Genomic DNA, 15359 nt, shown 5'->3' with positions numbered 1-15359 from the left:
ACGGTCGCCGCACCCCCCTCACCGGTGGAGGTCCCCGTCAGTCGCGGGTGAGCTTGCGGTACGTCACGCGGTGCGGGCGCGCGGCGTCCGGCCCGAGGCGGGAGACCTTGTTCTCCTCGTAGCCGGCGAAGTTCCCCTCGAACCAGTACCAGTTCCCCGGGTTCTCCTCCGTGCCCTCGTAGGCCAGGATGTGCGTCGTCACCCGGTCGAGGAACCAGCGGTCGTGGCTCACGACGACGGCGCACCCGGGGAACTCCAGCAGGGCGTTCTCGAGCGACCCCAGGGTCTCGACGTCGAGGTCGTTGGTGGGTTCGTCGAGGAGCAGGACGTTGCCGCCCTCCTTGAGCGTCAGCGCCAGGTTGAGGCGGTTGCGCTCCCCGCCGGAGAGGACGCCGGCCGGCTTCTGCTGGTCCGGGCCCTTGAAGCCGAACGCCGAGACGTAGGCCCGCGAGGGCATCTCCTGGTTGCCGACCTGGATGTAGTCCAGGCCGTCGGAGACCGTCTCCCACAGCGACTTCGACGCGTCCAGGCCACCGCGGGACTGGTCGACGTAGGACAGCTTGACCGTCTCGCCGATCTTGAGGTCGCCGGAGTCGAGGTCCTCGAGGCCGACGATGGTCTTGAACAGCGTCGTCTTCCCGACGCCGTTGGGCCCGATGACGCCGACGATGCCGTTGCGCGGCAAGGAGAAGGACAGACCCTCGATGAGGGTGCGGTCACCGAAGGACTTCTTGAGGTCCTTCGCCTCGATGACGACCTGACCCAGCCGGGGACCGGCCGGGATCTGGATCTCCTCGAAGTCGAGCTTGCGCGTGCGCTCGGCCTCGGCGGCCATCTCCTCGTAGCGGTTCAGGCGCGCCTTGGACTTGGTCTGGCGGCCCTTGGCGTTGGAGCGGACCCACTCGAGCTCGTCCTTGAGGCGCTTGGCCAGCTTGAGGTCCTTCTTGCCCTGGACCTCCATGCGGGACTGCTTCTTCTCCAGGTAGGTGGAGTAGTTGCCCTCGTAGGGGTAGGCGCGACCGCGGTCGAGCTCGAGGATCCACTGCGCGACGTTGTCGAGGAAGTAGCGGTCGTGGGTCACGGCCAGCACGGCACCGGGGTACTTCGCGAGGTGCTGCTCCAGCCACGTCACCGACTCGGCGTCGAGGTGGTTGGTGGGTTCGTCGAGCAGCAGCAGGTCGGGCTGCTCGAGCAGCAGCTTGCACAGGGCGACGCGACGCTTCTCCCCCCCGGAGAGGACCGAGACGTCGGAGTCGCCGGGCGGGCAGCGCAGCGCGTCCATGGCCTGCTCGAGCTGGGAGTCCATGTCCCACGCGTTGGCGTGGTCGAGCTCCTCCTGCAGCTGGCCCATCTCCGACATGAGGGCGTCGAAGTCGGCGTCGGGGTCCTCGAAGAGACCGGTGATCTCGTTGTAGCGGTCCATCTTGACCTTGAGCTCGCCGAGACCGTCCTGGACGTTCTGCAGCACCGTCTTGGTCTCGTCGAGGGCCGGCTCCTGCATGAGGATGCCGACGCTGTAGCCCGGCGAGAGGCGGGCCTCGCCGTTGGAGGGCTGGTCGAGCCCCGCCATGATCTTCAGCACGCTCGACTTGCCCGCACCGTTGGGGCCGACGACCCCGATCTTCGCGCCGGGGAAGAACGACATCGAGACGTCGTCGAGGATGACCTTGTCCCCGTGCGCCTTGCGAGCCTTGGACATCACGTAGATGAATTCCGCCACGGGCCCCAGGCTAGTCGCTCGCCGCGTCCCCGCCGCCACCCACGGCCCGGATCGTCCAGCCCGCCGTGGTCGAGGCCCCCGGGGCCAGGCCGATGAGGTCACGACCGGAACGGAACGCGTCCGGCGGGCAGGTCAGGGGTTCGACGGCGAGCGCGGCGCGGTGGGCTGCTCCCGTGGAGAGGTCGGCGGAGTAGACGTGGACCCACGGGCAGCGGTGATCGAGGACGAGCTCGGCTCCCCGGCCCCCGGCGTCGGTGACCCGGACCCGCACGAAGCCGTCGGGCCCCGCCCGCAGCCCCGTGAAGGACCGGTCCAGGACGACGTCACCCACGGGCCGCCGCGCCCGGAAGTCGAGCGCACCGGCGACGGCGACCTCCCCCACCGGCAGCCGGCGCTCGTCGGTCGTGAGCACGCGCTCGGCGGGGACCTCGAGGAACCAGGCGTCCACTGCCCGCTCCTCCGGCAGCCCCGCCAGCAGGTACGGGTGTCCGCCCACCCCGAAGGGCGCGGGAGAGCCGCTGCGGTTGACGGCCGTGACCTCCTGGCGCAGCCCGGACTCCCCGAGGGTGAGGTCGACCGACAGGTCGACGCACCAGGGGTAGCCCGGCCGGGGCTCGATCGTCGTGGTGAGCCGAACGTGGTCCGGTCCGTCCTGGTGGCCGTCGAAGTCCGACCACGCGACGAGGCCGTGCGTGGCGTTGCCCAGGTCGACCTCGTTCACGTCGAGCTGGTGCGTCGCACCCCCGAAGACGTAGCGACCGTCGCCGACCCGGTTGGGCCAGGGCGCCAGCAGCGTGCCCGACATCGCCGGCCGCACCTGGGCCGCCTCGAAGGGCAGGACGAGGTCGCGACCCCGGGACGTCAGCCGGCGCAGCGTCGCCCCGACGCTCATCACGTGGGCCTCGTACCCGGCGTCCACCAGGTGGAACGCCCGTCCCGGGACGCTCACCACCCGTCCCCGTCCTCCCGCGCGAAGAGCAGGAGGTCCGGGAGGCTGGTGGCGAAGTAGTCGGTGGCGCCGTCGGCGCCCACGGCCGCCGGGGCCGGGTGGAGGGGGCGGGCCTCGCCGAGCGAGGTCGGGGGGTCCCCGGGGTCCACGCCGAGTGCGGCGGCGGTCGCGTCCCAGGCGGCGACGACCCGGCCCTCGCCGCCCTCCCAGGGGTGGAACGGCCGGGTCGAGAGGATCTCGCGGGCCCGCGCCGCGAACCCCTGGTCGAGCAGCAGCGCGACGTAGTCCACCGTCAGGTCGTCGCGGGTCAGGACGAGGTCCTCGACCGGTCGCAGGCGCGCGAAGCGCTGCGCGGGGTCGTGGCCGAGCCGGACGGCCAGCTGGTCCTGCTCGTAGCGCAGCCGCGCGTCCGCACCGGAGACCTCGACCGCCGCTGCGTAGCGCGCCCAGGCGCGTTCGTCGTCGTGGGAGACGTTGTGGGCGGCGAGGCCCGCGTTGCGCAGCAGGACGGGGTGGCGCATCCCCCGGGCGACGCACGCCTCCCAGAGTTCGCTCGCCTCGACCCGACGGCCGTGGGCGTAGAGCAGGTTGCCCAGCAGGAACCCCGCGGTGGTGTCCGCGGGATCGGCGTCGAGGGCGGCGAGCAGGACGTCGTGCGCGTCGAGGCCGGACGGGAAGGCCCGGGTCGGGTCGCTGCGACGGGCCCGGTCGCGGGCCGCCGCCGCCTCCGCCGGGGAGCCGAGTTCCTCGTGCACGACCGCGGCCGCGTACTCCGCGACGGGCCGGAAGTTCCCGGCGGCACCGACGGGGACCGCGGCGACGCGCTCGAGCAACCGCAGGGCCTGCCCGTGCTCCCCGGCCGCGCGCAGGTCGAGCGCGACGTCCAGCAGCAGACCCGCGTCGTCGGCGAGCTCGCGCTGGTCCAGGAAGCGCAGCGTCGCGTCCAGCGGGTCCACCGCGAGCGCGGCCCGCAGCACCTCGCCCGCACCTCGGTGGTTCCCGCTCCGACGCCAGAGCAGCACCCGCACCGCGATCCGCCGGGTGTCGTGGGCGACCACCCCGTCCAGGGTGTCGAGGACGCGCAGGGCGGCGCGGTTGCGACCGCGGCGCGCCAGCGAACGGGCGAGTTCCAGACCGGCGGCGGCGGCCCAGGTGCCGTCCCAGCCGGCCTTCCCGAACGCCCGTTCGGCGTCCTCGACCCGGCCGAGCCGGGCCAGCACCAGACCGTGCAGGTAGTACGCCTCGGCGTCGAGGGGGTTCGCGTTGCGCCGGGTGAGGCGGCGCAACGCCGTCTCGACCCCCCGCCGCGCCGTCTCGTAGGACCCGGCGCGGTAGGCGCGGTCGGCCAGGGCGAGGTTCGTCCGGACGTCGCCGGGGTCGCGGCGCAACGCCTCGCGCCAGTAAGGCACCGGGGACCTCGTGGGGTGGCGGTACTGACTGAGGTGCAGGCCGGTGAGGAACAACTCCTCCACCGAACCCGTCGCCTCGGGCGTGGGAGGTTCCGTCGCCACCTCGGGCTCTCCGGCGTTCTCGTCGACCTCGACCGGTGCCCACCGCACGAGGACCCGTCCGGCCGCGTCGAGGAGTTCCACCCGCAGTGCTCCGGTGGAACCCTCCCAGGTCACCTCCGCGGGAACCCCCGGGGTCAGGTCCGCGGTCCGGGAGGCGACGAGTTCCCCGTCCCGGAGGATGCGCAGCTGCGCGCGGCGCCGGGTCGCGGTGACGGCGAAACGGGCGACGACGGTGGAACCCCGTTCCACGTGCACCGCGGCGTCCGGGGTCGCCTGGTGCACGACGCCGATCGCCGGCACCGGGTACCAGTGCTGCACGAACGTCTTCGTCTCCCCCGGCAGCAACCAGCTGAAGTCGGGTTGGTTGTCGGTGTAGACGCCGGCCATGAGTTCCACGTAGGGGCCGTCGTCGTCGCTCAGCTGGGCATCCCAGGCGTGGCCGAAGGGGGCGTTCCCCCACGTCCACTGCTTCTTGCCGGGGGAGATCCGTCGTTCGGCCCAGTGCACGAACCCCGCTCCCGCGGCGTGGTCGTAACCGCCGAAGAAGTCCCCCTGGGAGTCGACCACCATGTACGAGGTGGGCACCGGGATGTTGCGGTAGAAGTCGATGCGGTCCGCACCGGGGTTCTCGCGGGCCCGCTGCGGGTAGTCCACGCCGTAGTAGTCGCGATCGGACCGGGGGAACCCGGTGATCGCCCGCCGGGCGTGGTCGGCGACGTGGCGGACGTCCTCGGGGAAGAACGACTGGAACTCCTCGTGGACGCGGGCCGCGACGTTGGCCCACCACAGGAACGACTGCCGGTCGCTGGTCCGGTTGTGCAACCGGACCACGAGTTCGACGACGGAGCTGTCGCGACGCAACCGCACCCCGTGCTGGGCGGCCATGCGCTGGAACGGGTCGTGGTCCCCGCACCAGACGGTGACGGTCCCGTCCTCGTCGTGCTGGATCGTGGTCTCGACGGGGAGGTAGGTCCCGGGACGGTGGTGCTGCGGCCAGTTGAACTCGACGCCACCGCTGATCCAGGGGCCCCCGAGACCGACGAGCGCGGGTTTGACCACGTCGTTGCGGTAGAAGAAGTCGTACCCGGTGATCTTGTCGTAGCCGACGTGGATCCGGCCACCGAGTTCGGGCAGCACCACCAGCCGCACGTAGCGGTTCTCCAGGTGGACCGCCTGCCACTCCCGGTCGATCCCGTGGTCGGCGACGTGCTCGACGAACGGCAGCGGGTACACCGTGCCGCTGGAGCCCTGGTAGACGCGGCGGTCGAGGTACATCGGGAACGGGCTGGGTTCACCCGCCTCGTAGGTCCGGATGGTCAGGGGCGCGTTCCACGCCACCGCGGCGCCCGCCGCCAGGTCCGGCCGCAGCCGCTCGGGGGCGTCGGGGAGGGTGATGCCGGGGACTGTCGTCTGCTCCACGATCGAGACGCTAGGCGCGGCCCGGCCGCCGCCGCCATGGCTCGAACGACGGCGGACATGGACGAACCACCGGGCGGCGAGCCGCTTGACCCCGCCCCGGTCGGCGCGTTCCATGGCCGGATGGACGAAGCGGCCACGGTGCGGGACGGTTTCGCCGGGCAGCGGATGTTCGTCCTCCCCCGGCCCGTGGTGCGCGAGGCGAGGACCCGCCCCGTGACGGACCGGCTGCTGGTCACCGACGCCGGGTTCTTCCCCCGGGCTGCCGATCACGGCCGGGGTCGGCCCGAGGGTGCCCGCCAGCACGTGGTGCTCTTCTGCACGGACGGTTCGGGCTGGTGCCGGACCCCGCAGGGTTCCCACCCCGTGCACCGCGGCGACGCCGTCCTGCTGCGCGCCGGGGTCGCCCACGAGTACGGGGCCGACCGCGAGGACCCGTGGACGTTGTGGTGGATGCACGTCACGGGCCCCGACGCCGACGACCTGCTGACCGCGGCGGCCACCGCCGCGGGCGGTCCGGTCTCGCACCTGCGCGACCCCGGTGCGCTGACGAGCCTGGTGTCGGGGGTGCTGGACGCCCTCGACACCGGGACGGCCGGGGGGCTCGTCCAGGCCTCGGGGGCCGCGTTCCACGCGCTCACGCAGGTGATCGCCACCGGGCGCCGGCCCCGCGGCCCCGCGTTGAGCCCGGTGGAACGGGCCGTCGAGCACCTGCGGGCGACCACGCCGCGACGGACCCCCGTCGACGCCCTCGCGGCGATGGTCGGACTCAGCCCCTCGCAGCTGGGGACCCTGTTCCGCCAGCACGTCGGGACCTCCCCGCTGCGCTACCAGAGCGACCTGCGGATGGCCCGCGCCCGGGAACTGCTCGACGGCACGTCGCTGAGCGTGGCGGAGGTCGCGACCGCCTGCGGCTACGACGACGGGTTGTACTTCTCCCGCCAGTTCAGCCGGACCCACGGCCAGTCGCCGACGGCGTTCCGCGCCCGGACCGCGTGAGCGTTTCGTCCATCCCCGGCGCGGGATCACCCATGGTTCCCCACCGGGGCGCGCACCTAGCCTGAGCCGTCATGGACGCCGACGTCGCGCACCCCACCCGCACCCTGCGCGCCGGGAGGCCCGCGGACGTCCGCCGGGGGCACCTCCCGCTGGGGGAACCCGCCGGCACCCCGGACCGCATCGAGGTCACCAGCGGCCGGCTCGAACGGGGCGGCAGGCCGTGGTTCCCCGTGACGGGCGAGGTCCACTTCTCCCGCGTCCCGCGGGAACGCTGGTCCGAGGTCCTGGGCCACGCCCGGGTCGGCGGGCTGACCTCGGTGGCCACCTACGTGTTCTGGAACGCCCACGAACCCGCCCCCGGGGACTTCCGCTGGGACGGCGACCTCGACCTGCGCGCCTTCGTGGTGACCGCGGCCGGGAACGGCCTGGACGTCGTGCTCCGGCTGGGGCCGTGGGCCCACGGCGAGTCCCGCCACGGGGGTTTCCCGGACTGGCTGGTGTCCCGTGACCTCGCGACCCGGACGAACGACCCGGCCTACCTCGACCTCGTGCGCCGCTTCTACGCCGAGACCATCGCGCAGGTGGCCGACCTGACCCACGCGTCCGGCGGCCCGGTCGTGGCCGCCCAGATCGACAACGAGCTCTACGACCAGCCGGAGCACCTGGCCCGGTTGCGCGAGACCGCCGAGGAGCTCGGGCTCCGGGTGCCGGTCTGGACCGCGACCGGCTGGGGCGGGGCGCAGGTCCCGGACACGCTGCTCCCGGTCTACGGCGCGTACTCCGACGGGTTCTGGGACGAGGCCGGCACCGACTGGCCGGCTTACGGCCGTCTGCACTTCCGCTACACCCGGGAGCGCGACGACCTCAGCGTCGGGGCCGACGTGCGGGCCGCCCTGGACGGGGTCACGTCCGCGGCGGTGGCGCGCACGGACGACACCGCGTCCCCCTTCGCCACCTGCGAACTCGGCGGCGGCATGCACGTCGCGTACCACCGGCGACCGCTCGTCACCCCCGAGGACGTCGCCGCGCTGGCCCTGGCGAAGATCGGCAGCGGCTCGGTCTGGCAGGGGTACTACGTCTACGCCGGGGGCACCCAGCGGACCGGGGCGGAGGGGACCCAGCAGGAGTCCCACGCCACCGGGTACCCCAACGACGTCCCCACCCGCAGCTACGACTTCGCCGCCCCGATCGGCGAGCACGGGCAGGTCCGCCGGCACCACCACCTGCTGCGCCGCCAGCACCTCTGGCTGGCCGAGGACGGTTCCGCGCTCGCCGCGATGCCCAGCGTCGTCGGCGGGGGCGGCGAGGATCCGGGCGAACTGCGCTGGGCCGTGCGTTCCGACGGCTTGCGGGGGTACGTGTTCGTCACCACCTACCAACCGGCGCGCCACCCCCTCGCGGCGCAACCGGGCGTCCGGTTCACCGTGGAGTTCGACGACGGCGCGGTGACCCTGCCCAGCCGTCCGCTCGACCTGCCCCCCGGGGTGTCGGTGGCGTGGCCGGTCCGCTACCCCCTCGCCGACGGTCTCGTCCTGCGCAGCGCCACCGCGCAGGTCCTCACCCGGACCACCGTGGCCGGGCACGGGTTCGTGGTCCTCGTCGCCACCGACGGGGTTCCCGTCGAACTCGTCCTCGAGGGGCGGACGGCGGTGTCCGGGACCGCCCGTGGGGAGTTCCGGGACGGCGCCACCGTCGTCGAGCTCACCCGGGAGCCCGGCCCCGCGAGCGTCGTCGAACTCCCCGGGGTGCGCCTGCTGGTGCTCGACGAGGCCACCGCGAACCGCCTCTACGCCCTCGACGTGGACGGCGCACGACGCCTCGTCCTCAGCGACGCCCCGCTCTACGCGGGCGAGGGTGGGCTCGTCCTGCACACCGACCGGGACGCGGTCACGCTCTCGGTCCTGACGGGCCGGGCGGAGGACCCGTGGTCCACGCAGACGGTGGCGGTGGCCGGCAGCGGCACGGTGACCCTGCTGCGCGACCTGCACCCGATCGCCCCCGCCCCGCCCGCGCCCCGCCGCGGTGGACCGGCGGACCGGCTCAGCGCCCCCACCGACTTCTCCGGCGCGGCCCGGGTCCACGTGGACGTCCCGCCGGAACTCCTCACCGGGACCGACCGGGTGCTGCTGCGGATCGACTGGACCGGTGACGTCGGCCGGGCCGTGGTCGACGGGGTCGTGGTCAGCGACCACTTCTGGCACGGCCGCGTCTGGGAACTCGACCTGACCCCGTGGCGGGACCCGGTGAGCCGCGACGGCCTCGACCTGGAACTCCTCCCGTGGCACAGGGCGACGGGGGTGTTCGTGGACCCGTCCGTGCGCGACGTGCCGGACGGTGTCCACGTCCGTTCCGTCGAGGTCGTGCGGATCGCGCGGGTGGTCGTGGCCACCGGGGTTTCGTCCATGGGCTGAGTCGGATCACCCATGGTTGCGGGAACTCCGCGCGACGTAGCGTCACGGCGTGGGCGGACGACGACGTCGGACCCGCGGCGTGGTCCCCCGTGACACCCACCCCCGAGTCGACGAGGACGCGATGCAGACCCGATGGCCCCAGCCCACCCCCTCCCGCCGGACCTTCCTGGCCGGTGCCGGACTTGCCGCGGCGGGTTCCCTCACCGGCTGCGCGGACGCGGCCTACGGCCCCGCGGCGTCGTCCGGCGCCGTGGACCTGCAGATGTGGACCCACGACCCCGGCTACGTGAAGACGTTCACCGAGTCCGCCGCGGAACTCTCGACGACGTCGCCGTTCCGCTACGACGTCCAGGTCACCCAGAGCGCCGCCGGGGACGTCATGACCCGGTTCATCAACCAGGCGATCGTCGGCAAGGGCACCCCGGACCTCACCGGCATCGAGGTCGGGCAGTTCAACCGCGTCATGCGCAGCGGCGTCGCGGGCGACATCCTCGTGGACTGGACCGACGACCTCGCGCAGTACGGCGACGACCTGCTGCGCCGACAGCCCTACTCCGTCGACGGTGGCGTCTACGCCATCGAGTCCGACACCTGCCTGAGCATCTACTGGTACCGCGAGGACGAGTTCGCGAAGAACGGACTCCCGACCGACGTCGACACCTGGGAGGACCTCCTCGAGGTCGGCGCGGCGCTCCACCGCAGGACCGGGCAGTCGCTGGCCATGGTCGGGACCGGGACCCCGGGCGACACCGCGAACTCCCTGCTGCAGTGGTTGTTGCAGCGTGGTGGCGGGTTCTTCGACGAGGACGGGGGTCTGATCCTGGATTCCCCCGAGGCCGTCGAGACGGTCGACTGGATGGCCCGCGGCGTCGCCAACGGGACGTTGATCAACCTCCCCGACGCGTACGGCGCCCCGCTGGCGGCGGCGTTGAAGCAGGGCCAGTTGATCGGGACGTTCATGCCGAACTGGTACAACGCCTACGGTCTGCAGGCCAACGTGCCGGACCAGAAGGGGTTGTGGCGCATGCGTGTCGCCCCCCGCTTCGCCGGCGGCGGGCACATCGCCTCCAGTTCCGGTGGCACCGGGTTCGCCGTCACCAAGGACAAGGTCAACACCGAGGCCGCGAAGGAACTGCTCACCGCGACCTACCTCACCCGCGAGGGACAACTGCTGCGCTACAAGGCGGCCGGCTACCTCCCGACGTTCCGCTCGCTCTACACCGACCCCGAACTGCTCGCCATCGAGGACGACTACCTCGGGGGTCAGCGCGTCTTCGAGGTCCTCGGCGAGGCCGCCACCGACCTCCCCGCGTTCTACCAGAGCCCGAACTTCGCGATCCTCCAGTCGGCGCTCGCCGGGCCCGTCCAGGCCGCGATCCGTGGACGTTCCACCGCCGCGCAGGCCATCGCGGACTCCGTCGAGAGCTACCGGAAGCAGGCCCGGGAATGACCACCACGACCGCCCCGCGCACCACGCCCGTCACCCCCACCACCACGGGCGTGACCCCCAGCCGGGCCCCCTACGTCTTCATCTCCCCGTTCTTCGTCCTCTACGGCCTCTTCATGATCGTCCCGATCGGGGTCGGGGCCTACCTCAGCCTCACCGACTGGGCCGGCATCGGCAGCCCGACCTTCGTCGGTCTGCAGAACTACCGCTGGCTGTTCACCGACACCAGCTTCTGGACCGCCGTCGGCAACACCGCGATCTACGTCGCCGTCAGCATGCTCGTCGTCCTCCCGCTGGCCCTGCTCATCGCCCAGGCGCTCAACGCCCGCGGGCTGCGCGGACGGGACCTGTTCCGGCTGTCCTACTTCACCCCGGTCGTGCTCTCACCCATCGTCATCGCCCTGGTCTTCACCCTGTTCTACGACCGGGAGTTCGGGCTGTTCAACGCCTTCTTCCGCGGCGTCTTCGGGTGGGGTGGCATCGACTGGCTCGGCGACCCGTCGTGGGCGAAGCTCAGCGTCGTCCTCCTCGTCGTCTGGAAGTGGACGGGCTACATGACCATCTTCTTCCTCGCCGGTCTGCAGAACGTCCCCCGGGAACTCTACGAAGCGGCCGCCCTCGACGGTTCCGGACCGGTCCGGACGTTCTTCGCCGTCACCCTGCCGGTGCTGCGACCGGTCACCGCGTTCGTCGCGGTCACGACCCTGGTGAGCAGTGCCCAGATCTTCGAGGAACCGTACCTGCTGACCCAGGGCGGTCCGGGCGAGTCGACGCTGTCCGTCGCCCAGTTCATCTTCCGCGCCGCCTTCGAACGCCAGCAGATGGGCTACGCCGCCGCCGCGGGTGTCGTCATGTTCGTCCTGGTGTTCGCGCTGGGCCGCACGGCCAACCGAGTCTTCGGAGTGGGAGGTACCCGGTGAGCACCACCGTCCAGCAGGACCCGTCGGTCCGCGCGCAGGCGCCCCGCCCGCAGCGGACCCGCCGACCGCTCACCCCCGGCCGGGCCGCGCTCTACGTCGTCCTCGTCGTCCTCGTGGCCGTCTTCGTGTTCCCGCTGCTGTGGGCGCTGTCGGCCTCGTTCAAGGCCCGGGGTGACATCTTCAGCTACCCGCCGTCGTTGCTGCCCTCCCCCGCCACCCTGGAGAACTACCGCAACCTGCTCTCGACCCAGCCGTTCTGGTCCTGGTTCGCGACCTCGACGCTGGTCGCGGTGCTGTCCACGGTCGTGGCCGTCTTCGTCTGCGCCCTGGCCGGGTTCGGCTTCGCCAAGTACGAGTTCCGCGGCAAGCGGATCCTCTTCGACGTCATGTTCAGCTCGCTGGCGGTGCCGTTCGCGGTGATCGTCGTCCCGCTGTTCATCGTGCTGGTCAAGAGCGGTGTCACCGAACCCCTCGTCACCCTGATCGTCCCGTGGGTCGCCCCGGCCTTCGGCATCTTCATGATGCGCCAGTTCATCGAGCAGAGCGTCCCGGACGAGATCCTCGAGTCCGCGCGCCTCGACGGCTGCTCGGAGTTCCGCACCTTCCTGCAGATGGTCCTGCCCCTGATGCGCCCGGCGCTGGGTGCGCTGGCGGTCTGGAACTTCCTGAACAGCTACAACAGCTTCATCTGGCCCCTGGTCATCGTCTCCGACCCCGACCGGTTCACCCTCCCGCTGGGCATCCAGGCCCTCTACGGCGCGCAGAGCCGGCAGATCGACATGGTCATCGCGGCCTCGGTGCTGGCCGCGATCCCCAGCCTCGTCGTGTTCGTGCTGCTGCGCAGGCAACTGCTCGAAGGGCTGACCGCGGGTGCGGTCAAGAGCTGACGACCCACCACCGATAGGAGGACCCGCGATGCCCGACGACCTACCCGATCACCACGTCCTCGACCTGAGCGGCCCCTGGCGCACGGCCCTCGACCCCGACGGGGTCGGTGAGCACGAACGCTGGTACCGCCCCTCGGTGCTGGACGCCGTCGCGACGCGGGAACTCACGTTGCCGGGGTCCGTCCAGGAGCAGGGGTTCGGCGATCCCGTCACCCTCGAGACCCCCTGGACGGGTCTCGTCGTCGACCGGTCCTTCTACGAGGACGAGAGGTACGCGCCCTACCGCGAGGACGGGAACGTCTCGGTCCCCTTCTGGTTGCAACCGCACACGTACTACCGCGGGGCGGTGTGGTTCCAGCGCACCGTCGACGTCCCCCCGGACTGGGCCGGGCGGCGGGTCGTCCTGCACCTGGAGCGGGTGCACTGGGAGTCCGTCGTCTGGCTCGACGACCGCCGGACGGGTCCGCAGCGCAGCCTCTCGACCCCGCACCGCCACGACCTCGGCGAGTTGGAACCCGGTCGGCACGTGCTGACCCTGCGGATCGACAACCGCACCGTCGTCGACGTCGGCCCGAACGCCCACAGCGTCAGCGACCACACCCAGGGGAACTGGAACGGGGTCGTCGGAGAACTCCGCCTCGAGGCGGTCCCACCGGTGACGATCCGGCGCGTCACCGTCGTCCCCGACGTCGCGCGCCGCAGCGCCCGCGTCCGGGTCGACCTCGCCGGCGGACCGCTCGGCATCGGCCACGGGAGCGTGACCGTCTCCGCACGGCGGTTCAACGTCCCCGGGGAGCACGTCCCGCCGCCCGTGACCGCGAGCTACGACTCCGACGGGGCCCAGGAACTCACCGACCACCCCCGCGACCTCGGCGAACGCGGGATGACCGGCAGCGGTGGCCACCTCGACGTCGACCTGCCCCTCGGCGCGGACGCGCAGACCTGGGACGAGTTCCACCCGGCCCTCTACGAGGTGACCGTGGAACTCCTCGCGACGGTGCGCGACCGCCGGGACCACGACACGCGGCGCACCACCTTCGGCCTGCGCGAGGTGGGGGTGCGGGGGACGCAGGTCACCGTCAACGACCGGCCGACGTTCCTGCGCGGCACCCTGGAGTCCGCGGTGTGGCCGCTGACGGGGTACCCGCCCACCGAGGTGGAACCCTGGCGCCGGGTCCTGCGCACCGTCCGCGCGCACGGCCTGAACCTGGTCCGCTTCCACTCCTGGTGCCCACCGGAGGCGGCCTTCACCGCCGCCGACCTCGAGGGCGTCCTCCTGCAGGTCGAGGGCCCGGTCTGGGCGAACCAGGGCGCCGCGCTCGGCGAGGGACGCCCCGTCGACCGCTTCCTCCACGAGGAGACCGAACGCATCCTCGAGGCCTACGGGAACCACCCCTCGTTCGTGGCCATGGCGCACGGCAACGAACCCGCCGGCCGCGACGTGGAGTTCCTCGGCGCCTGGGTCGCGCACTTCCGGCGTCTCGATCCCCGCCGGCTCTGGACGAGTGCCGCCGGGTGGCCGGCGATCCCGGAGAACGACTTCGACAACGTGCCCGACCCCCGTCTGCACCGGTGGGAGGAGGGACTCGCTTCCCGGCTCAACGCCACCCCGCCGCAGACGGAGTCGGACCACTCCGCCTTCGTGACCGCGGGAGCGCGACCGGTCGTCAGCCACGAGGTCGGGCAGTGGTGCGCGTACCCGGACTTCCAGGAGGCCTCGAAGTACACCGGGCTGATGCAGCCGAGGAACTCCGGGATCTTCGCCGACTTCCTGCGCCGCAGCGGGATGGCCGACCAGGCCGAGGAGTTCCTGCACGCGTCGGGTCGCCTGCAGCTGCTCTGCTACAAGGAGGAGGTCGAGACCGCGCTGCGGACCCCGGGGTTCGCAGGTTTCCACCTGCTGGGGCTCAACGACTTCCCGGGTCAGGGCACGGCCCTGGTCGGGGTCCTGGACGCGTTCTGGGACGAGAAGCCCTACGCCACCGCCACGGAGTTCGCCCGGTTCTGCGGCCCCGTCGTGCCGCTGGCCCGCCTGCCCCGGCGGACCCTGCGCACCGACGAGGCGTTCTCCTTCGACGTCCAGGTGGCCCACTTCGGGCCGGGCGTCCTGGACGCGGAGGTCTCCTGGCGGGTGGAGGACACCGCGGGGTCGCAGCTGGCCGGTGGGGTGCTGAGCCGGGGCGAGGTCCCCGACGGCAACGACGCACGACTGGGCACGGTGACGCTCGAACCGGGGTGGAGCGAACGCACCCGCCAGGTGCGGCTGGTGGTCCGCGTCCGGACGAGCGGTGGGACCGTCCACGAGAACGACTGGTCGCTGTGGGTCTACGCCCCCGTGCCCGACCCGGAGCCGGAGGTGACCCGGACCGCCGACGTCGAGGAGGCGCTGCGCCTCACCGCCGCGGGCGCGACGGTGCTGCTGACCCCGGACCCGGCCCGGGTCCGCACGGAGGTCGAACTGGGTTTCACCCCCGTGTTCTGGAACACCGCGTGGACGCGGAACCAGGCTCCGCACACGCTGGGGATCACCCACGACCCGGGGCACCCGCTCTTCGCGGGCTTCCCCTCGCAGGGACACACCGACTGGCAGTGGTGGGACCTGCTGCACGGCGCGAAGGCCCTCGTGCTGGACGGGCTGCCCACGGGTCTGCGCCCGCTGGTGCAGCCCATCGACACCTGGTTCTCCGCCCGGCGCCTCGGGGTCCTGCTGGAGGCCCGGGTGGGGGCGGGCCGGCTCGTCGTCTGCACGCTGACCCTCGACGACTCCCCCGCGGCCACGGCCTTCCGGCGTTCGCTGCTGGCCTACGTCGCCGGGGACGCCTTCGCCCCGGCGACGGAGCTCACCCCCGACGAGGTCCGCGCCGTGCTGGCACCCGTCTGACGGACGGGTGCCGCCGGACGTACCCTGTGGCCCGCGCCCACTCGCTAGGGTGGGCGCGCCGGCCACGACGGCGGCACCAGCGCTCGTAGCTCAATGGATAGAGCGACCGGTTTCTACCCGGTTGGTTGGGGGTTCGAGTCCCTCCGAGCGCACCCGCAGCGAGAGCCGCACCGTCCCCGGGGTCCGGCCGGTGACGTAGAGGCGCACCCCCTCCGCGT

The 15359-nt window shown here is 72.5% G+C and carries 9 protein-coding genes and 1 tRNA gene; 7 read left to right on the top strand and 3 right to left on the bottom strand.

The features are described 5' to 3' along the window. Positions 1-37: 37 nt before the first annotated feature. From ettA to OG218_RS21775, 3 genes are read right to left on the bottom strand one after another with little or no spacing between them, the layout of a single operon-like run. Complete coding sequence (gene ettA, locus OG218_RS21785) at positions 38-1720, bottom strand: energy-dependent translational throttle protein EttA (protein WP_328295314.1); 1683 nt, start codon at positions 1718-1720, stop codon at positions 38-40. Positions 1721-1730: 10 nt separating this feature from the next. Then, entirely contained in the window at positions 1731-2669 is a 939-nt protein-coding gene (locus tag OG218_RS21780) for an aldose 1-epimerase family protein (RefSeq protein WP_328295313.1), read from the bottom strand. Further along, positions 2666-5599: a DUF5107 domain-containing protein gene (locus OG218_RS21775; protein WP_328295312.1), complete on the bottom strand. Its 2934-nt coding sequence runs from the start codon at positions 5597-5599 to the stop codon at positions 2666-2668. The genes OG218_RS21780 and OG218_RS21775 overlap by 4 nt, the downstream gene beginning before the upstream one ends. Positions 5600-5719: 120 nt before the next feature. Between OG218_RS21775 and OG218_RS21770 the strand changes: the two genes are divergently transcribed. The 7 genes from OG218_RS21770 to OG218_RS21740 all read left to right on the top strand — a co-directional run bounded on the left by OG218_RS21770 (position 5720) and on the right by OG218_RS21740 (position 15293). Then, positions 5720-6595 (top strand): AraC family transcriptional regulator, encoded by an 876-nt coding sequence (locus OG218_RS21770; protein ID WP_328295311.1) that lies wholly within the window; start codon positions 5720-5722, stop codon positions 6593-6595. A 71-nt stretch (positions 6596-6666) separates the two neighbouring features. Continuing rightward, complete coding sequence (locus tag OG218_RS21765; protein ID WP_328295310.1) at positions 6667-9006, top strand: beta-galactosidase; 2340 nt, start codon at positions 6667-6669, stop codon at positions 9004-9006. A gap of 121 nt (positions 9007-9127) precedes the next feature. Then, on the top strand, positions 9128-10456 hold the full coding sequence (locus OG218_RS21760) for an ABC transporter substrate-binding protein (protein ID WP_328295309.1): 1329 nt from the start codon (positions 9128-9130) through the stop codon (positions 10454-10456). Further along, a complete protein-coding gene (locus OG218_RS21755; RefSeq protein WP_328295308.1) occupies positions 10453-11373 on the top strand; it encodes a carbohydrate ABC transporter permease in 921 nt (306 codons plus the stop codon). The genes OG218_RS21760 and OG218_RS21755 overlap by 4 nt, the downstream gene beginning before the upstream one ends. Then, positions 11370-12260, top strand: coding sequence for a carbohydrate ABC transporter permease (locus tag OG218_RS21750; protein WP_328295307.1), 891 nt, complete (start codon positions 11370-11372; stop codon positions 12258-12260). The genes OG218_RS21755 and OG218_RS21750 overlap by 4 nt, the downstream gene beginning before the upstream one ends. A 28-nt stretch (positions 12261-12288) precedes the next feature. After that, positions 12289-15141 (top strand): sugar-binding domain-containing protein, encoded by a 2853-nt coding sequence (locus OG218_RS21745; protein ID WP_328295306.1) that lies wholly within the window; start codon positions 12289-12291, stop codon positions 15139-15141. A 79-nt stretch (positions 15142-15220) separates the two neighbouring features. Then, positions 15221-15293, top strand: a tRNA-Arg gene (locus tag OG218_RS21740). Positions 15294-15359: the final 66 nt, after the last annotated feature.

It is taken from the genome of Kineococcus sp. NBC_00420 (assembly GCF_036021035.1).
GTDB lineage: Bacteria > Actinomycetota > Actinomycetes > Actinomycetales > Kineococcaceae > Kineococcus.
This window is presented reverse-complemented; position numbering and strand designations above follow the sequence as displayed.